We start from the raw sequence: 5,725 nt of genomic DNA, 5'->3' as shown, positions 1-5,725 counted from the left end.
GGTGCTAACGTCCGGACTCAAGAGGGAAACAACCCAGACCGCCAGCTAAGGTCCCTAAAATTGGCTAAGTGGGAAACGAAGTGGGAAGGCTAAAACAGTCAGGATGTTGGCTTAGAAGCAGCCATCATTTAAAGAAAGCGTAATAGCTCACTGATCGAGTCGTCCTGCGCGGAAGATGTAACGGGGCTAAGCCAGTTACCGAAGCTGCGGATTTGCAATTTATTGCAAGTGGTAGGAGAGCGTTCTGTAAGCCTGTGAAGGTGCGTTGTAAAGCGTGCTGGAGGTATCAGAAGTGCGAATGCTGACATGAGTAGCGTTAAAGGGGGTGAAAAGCCCCCTCGCCGTAAGCGCAAGGTTTTCTACGCAACGTTCATCGGCGTAGAGTGAGTCGGCCCCTAAGGCGAGGCAGAGATGCGTAGCTGATGGGAAACAGGTCAATATTCCTGTACCGATGTGTAGTGCGATGTGGGGACGGAGAAGGTTAACTCAGCCAACTGTTGGACATGTTGGTTCAAGCTTGTAGTCGTGCCTGGTAGGCAAATCCGCCGGGCTTAGATGAGGAGTGATAACGAGTCTGCTTGCAGACGAAGTGAGTGATACCCTGCTTCCAGGAAAAGCCACTAAGCTTCAGCTACACACGACCGTACCGCAAACCGACACTGGTGCGCGAGATGAGTATTCTAAGGCGCTTGAGAGAACTCAGGAGAAGGAACTCGGCAAATTGACACCGTAACTTCGGAAGAAGGTGTGCCTTTAGTAGGTGAAGTCCCTTGCGGATGGAGCCCAATGAGGTTGCAAAAAATCGGTGGCTGCGACTGTTTATTAAAAACACAGCACTCTGCAAACACGAAAGTGGACGTATAGGGTGTGACGCCTGCCCGGTGCTGGAAGATTAAATGATGGGGTGCAAGCTCTTGATTGAAGTCCCAGTAAACGGCGGCCGTAACTATAACGGTCCTAAGGTAGCGAAATTCCTTGTCGGGTAAGTTCCGACCTGCACGAATGGCGTAACGATGGCCACACTGTCTCCTCCTGAGACTCAGCGAAGTTGAAATGTTTGTGATGATGCAATCTCCCCGCGGAAAGACGGAAAGACCCCATGAACCTTTACTGTAGCTTTGTATTGGACTTTGAACAGATCTGTGTAGGATAGGTGGGAGGCTTTGAAGTAGGGTCGCTAGATCTTATGGAGCCAACGTTGAAATACCACCCTGGTGTGTTTGAGGTTCTAACCTAGGTCCATTATCTGGATCGGGGACAGTGCATGGTAGGCAGTTTGACTGGGGCGGTCTCCTCCCAAAGCGTAACGGAGGAGTTCGAAGGTACGCTAGTTACGGTCGGACATCGTGATGATAGTGCAATGGCATAAGCGTGCTTAACTGCGAGACTGACAAGTCGAGCAGATGCGAAAGCAGGACATAGTGATCCGGTGGTTCTGTATGGAAGGGCCATCGCTCAACGGATAAAAGGTACTCTGGGGATAACAGGCTGATACCGCCCAAGAGTTCATATCGACGGCGGTGTTTGGCACCTCGATGTCGGCTCATCTCATCCTGGGGCTGTAGCCGGTCCCAAGGGTATGGCTGTTCGCCATTTAAAGAGGTACGTGAGCTGGGTTTAAAACGTCGTGAGACAGTTTGGTCCCTATCTTCCGTGGGCGCTGCAGATTTGAGGAAGCCTGCTCCTAGTACGAGAGGACCGGAGTGGACACACCTCTGGTGTATCGGTTGTCACGCCAGTGGCATTGCCGAGTAGCTAAGTGTGGAAGAGATAACCGCTGAAAGCATCTAAGCGGGAAACTCGTTTCAAGATGAGATCTGCCGGGGCCTTGAGCCCCCTGAAGAGTCGTTCAAGACCAGGACGTTGATAGGTCGGGTGTGGAAGCGCAGTAATGCGTTAAGCTAACCGATACTAATTGCTCGTGCGGCTTGACCCTATAACTTTGATGTACGCAAGTACTTCAAGGAAGTTATGCCAAGTTGACGCATTCAAATGACCATCTCAAAGTGAGATGGCGTCGTAAAAGACAAGCTGATTAGCTCTATAAATTGGTTGCCCAGACCTCTGGTCTGGGTGACAACAAGTTATGCCTGACGACCATAGCGACTTGGTACCACTCCTTCCCATCCCGAACAGGACAGTGAAACGAGTCAGCGCCGATGATAGTGCGGATCCCCGTGTGAAAGTAGGTCATCGTCAGGCTATTACACCAAAACACCCCGTCAAGTGGCGGGGTGTTTTTTTTAGTACTGCTCGCAGTGCTAAAAAAAGCAAGAATATGCTCTCGAGTGTACTGATGCACTTAAAAGTGTGTCATAATTGAAGGCTTCGCTGATTGCAGCGGGCTAAGAAATCTGAAAAGATTTCTGATCATTAAAAATTTACAGCCGATAAGCGTGGGCGTTTGAAAGTGATTGCCAAGTTCTTTTGGAACTAGTCGCAAGACTTTAAACGCTCATGAATGAAAAAAGATGTGAAATTCAGAAATGAAGTTCATGTCAATTCCAGTTTATGAGTTGCTCGAAAGAGCGAAAAATCAAGATCGAACTATAGAGTTTGATCCTGGCTCAGATTGAACGCTGGCGGCATGCCTTACACATGCAAGTCGAACGGCAGCACGGGAGCAATCCTGGTGGCGAGTGGCGAACGGGTGAGTAATATATCGGAACGTGCCCAGTCGTGGGGGATAACGTAGCGAAAGCTACGCTAATACCGCATACGATCTATGGATGAAAGCGGGGGATCGCAAGACCTCGCGCGATTGGAGCGGCCGATATCAGATTAGGTAGTTGGTGAGGTAAAGGCTCACCAAGCCGACGATCTGTAGCTGGTCTGAGAGGACGACCAGCCACACTGGGACTGAGACACGGCCCAGACTCCTACGGGAGGCAGCAGTGGGGAATTTTGGACAATGGGCGCAAGCCTGATCCAGCAATGCCGCGTGCAGGATGAAGGCCTTCGGGTTGTAAACTGCTTTTGTACGGAACGAAACGGCGAGCTCTAATACAGTTTGCTAATGACGGTACCGTAAGAATAAGCACCGGCTAACTACGTGCCAGCAGCCGCGGTAATACGTAGGGTGCGAGCGTTAATCGGAATTACTGGGCGTAAAGCGTGCGCAGGCGGTGATGTAAGACAGATGTGAAATGCCCGGGCTCAACCTGGGACCTGCATTTGTGACTGCATCGCTAGAGTACGGTAGAGGGGGATGGAATTCCGCGTGTAGCAGTGAAATGCGTAGATATGCGGAGGAACACCGATGGCGAAGGCAATCCCCTGGACCTGTACTGACGCTCATGCACGAAAGCGTGGGGAGCAAACAGGATTAGATACCCTGGTAGTCCACGCCCTAAACGATGTCAACTGGTTGTTGGGTCTTCACTGACTCAGTAACGAAGCTAACGCGTGAAGTTGACCGCCTGGGGAGTACGGCCGCAAGGTTGAAACTCAAAGGAATTGACGGGGACCCGCACAAGCGGTGGATGATGTGGTTTAATTCGATGCAACGCGAAAAACCTTACCCACCTTTGACATGTACGGAAGTCGCTAGAGATAGCTTCGTGCTCGAAAGAGAGCCGTAACACAGGTGCTGCATGGCTGTCGTCAGCTCGTGTCGTGAGATGTTGGGTTAAGTCCCGCAACGAGCGCAACCCTTGTCATTAGTTGCTACATTCAGTTGGGCACTCTAATGAGACTGCCGGTGACAAACCGGAGGAAGGTGGGGATGACGTCAAGTCCTCATGGCCCTTATAGGTGGGGCTACACACGTCATACAATGGCTGGTACAAAGGGTTGCCAACCCGCGAGGGGGAGCTAATCCCATAAAGCCAGTCGTAGTCCGGATCGCAGTCTGCAACTCGACTGCGTGAAGTCGGAATCGCTAGTAATCGTGGATCAGAATGTCACGGTGAATACGTTCCCGGGTCTTGTACACACCGCCCGTCACACCATGGGAGCGGGTTCTGCCAGAAGTAGTTAGCCTAACCGTAAGGAGGGCGATTACCACGGCAGGGTTCGTGACTGGGGTGAAGTCGTAACAAGGTAGCCGTATCGGAAGGTGCGGCTGGATCACCTCCTTTCTGGAAAACTGCAATCTAATTTGAACGCTCACACTTATCGGTTGTTGGAAGGTTGTCGCTAACGACTCGGGCTTATGCCTGGTCATCAGTGACCGGCTTGGGTCTGTAGCTCAGTTGGTTAGAGCACCGTCTTGATAAGGCGGGGGTCGTTGGTTCGAGACCAACCAGACCCACCATCGTCGTCCAATAAACAGGTAGATATTGGTAGATACGGGGGATTAGCTCAGCTGGGAGAGCACCTGCTTTGCAAGCAGGGGGTCGTCGGTTCGATCCCGTCATCCTCCACCAAACTTCCGATACACATGAAGTCAACACCAAAGTAGCTTTACATTGCTTGCAATGAAGAGGCTGCTTTGTTGTTGATCAAGATCTCTTGATCAACCGGCTGTTCTTTAACAATTTATAGAGTTTAATCAGCGTTGCCAACTTTAAGCTGCGCCAAGGAAACTGCACATTCGTAAAGGTTTAGTGCAGACCGTGCCTTGCGTGGTTGTTGGCAACATATTTGATTGCGTCAAAATGAATATCAAACTTTGTTTGAAATTCGAAAGTAATTAGGCTCACTGTTTGCGAAAGCAAGTGGTGATGTCATTTACGGCATAACGCGACAGGTGAGAGACCTGTCAAACATTCCTTGAAGATGACTGAGATACTCGCAAGAGTGGTCAAAGTTATAGGGTCAAGTGAATAAGAGCATGTGGTGGATGCCTTGGCAATGATAGGCGACGAAGGACGTGATAGCCTGCGATAAGCTTCGGGGAGCTGGCAAATTAGCTTTGATCCGGAGATTTCCGAATGGGGAAACCCACCCTTAGGGGTATCGCATACTGAATACATAGGTATGCGAGGCGAACCGGGTGAACTGAAACATCTCAGTAGCTCGAGGAAAAGACATCAACCGAGATTCCGAAAGTAGTGGCGAGCGAAATCGGAGAAGCCTGCAAGTGATAGCACAAGACATAACGGAACAGCCTGGAAATGCTGGCCATAGCGGGTGATAGCCCCGTACGTGAAATGACCTGTGTGGTACTGAGCTTGCGAAAAGTAGGGCGGGACACGAGAAATCCTGTCTGAATATGGGGGGACCATCCTCCAAGGCTAAATACTCATCATTGACCGATAGTGAACTAGTACCGTGAGGGAAAGGCGAAAAGAACCCCGGGAGGGGAGTGAAATAGATCCTGAAACCGCATGCTTACAAAAAGTAGGAGCCCGCAAGGGTGACTGCGTACCTTTTGTATAATGGGTCAGCGACTTACATTCAGTGGCAAGGTTAACCGAATAGGGAAGCCGTAGAGAAATCGAGTCCGAATAGGGCGTCTAGTCGCTGGGTGTAGACCCGAAACCAAGTGATCTATCCATGGCCAGGATGAAGGTGCCGTAACAGGTACTGGAGGTCCGAACCGACTAGTGTTGCAAAACTAGCGGATGAGCTGTGGATAGGGGTGAAAGGCTAAACAAACTTGGAAATAGCTGGTTCTCTCCGAAAACTATTTAGGTAGTGCCTCAAGTATTACCTGCGGGGGTAGAGCACTGTTTTGGCTAGGGGGTCATGGCGACTTACCAAACCAATGCAAACTCCGAATACCGCAGAGTACAGCTTGGGAGACAGAGCACCGGGTGCTAACGTCCGGACTCAAGAGGGA

Annotated in this window: 2 tRNA genes and 4 rRNA genes (1 of these 6 running past the window's edge); all 6 read left to right on the top strand. The window is 50.6% G+C overall.

Annotation, left to right across the window (positions count from 1 at the left end):
• A 23S ribosomal RNA gene (locus tag U5L73_RS17255) occupies nt 1-1,936 on the top strand; the annotation flags it as partial.
• Nucleotides 1,937-2,089: 153 nt separating this feature from the next.
• Nucleotides 2,090-2,202 (top strand): 5S ribosomal RNA (rrf, locus tag U5L73_RS17250).
• A gap of 342 nt (nt 2,203-2,544) precedes the next feature.
• A 16S ribosomal RNA gene (locus U5L73_RS17245) occupies nt 2,545-4,079 on the top strand.
• A gap of 99 nt (nt 4,080-4,178) precedes the next feature.
• Nucleotides 4,179-4,255, top strand: a tRNA-Ile gene (locus tag U5L73_RS17240).
• Between the two features lie 36 nt (nt 4,256-4,291).
• Nucleotides 4,292-4,367: transfer RNA gene (locus tag U5L73_RS17235), tRNA-Ala, on the top strand.
• 389 nt (nt 4,368-4,756) lie between these two features.
• Nucleotides 4,757-5,725 (top strand): 23S ribosomal RNA (locus U5L73_RS17230) (it continues 1,909 nt past the right edge of the window).

The sequence above is a fragment of the Rhodoferax sp. genome (assembly GCF_034520025.1).
Lineage (GTDB): Bacteria > Pseudomonadota > Gammaproteobacteria > Burkholderiales > Burkholderiaceae_C > Allorhodoferax.
Note: the sequence above shows the minus strand (reverse complement) of the source record. Positions and strands in the feature narration are given on the sequence as shown.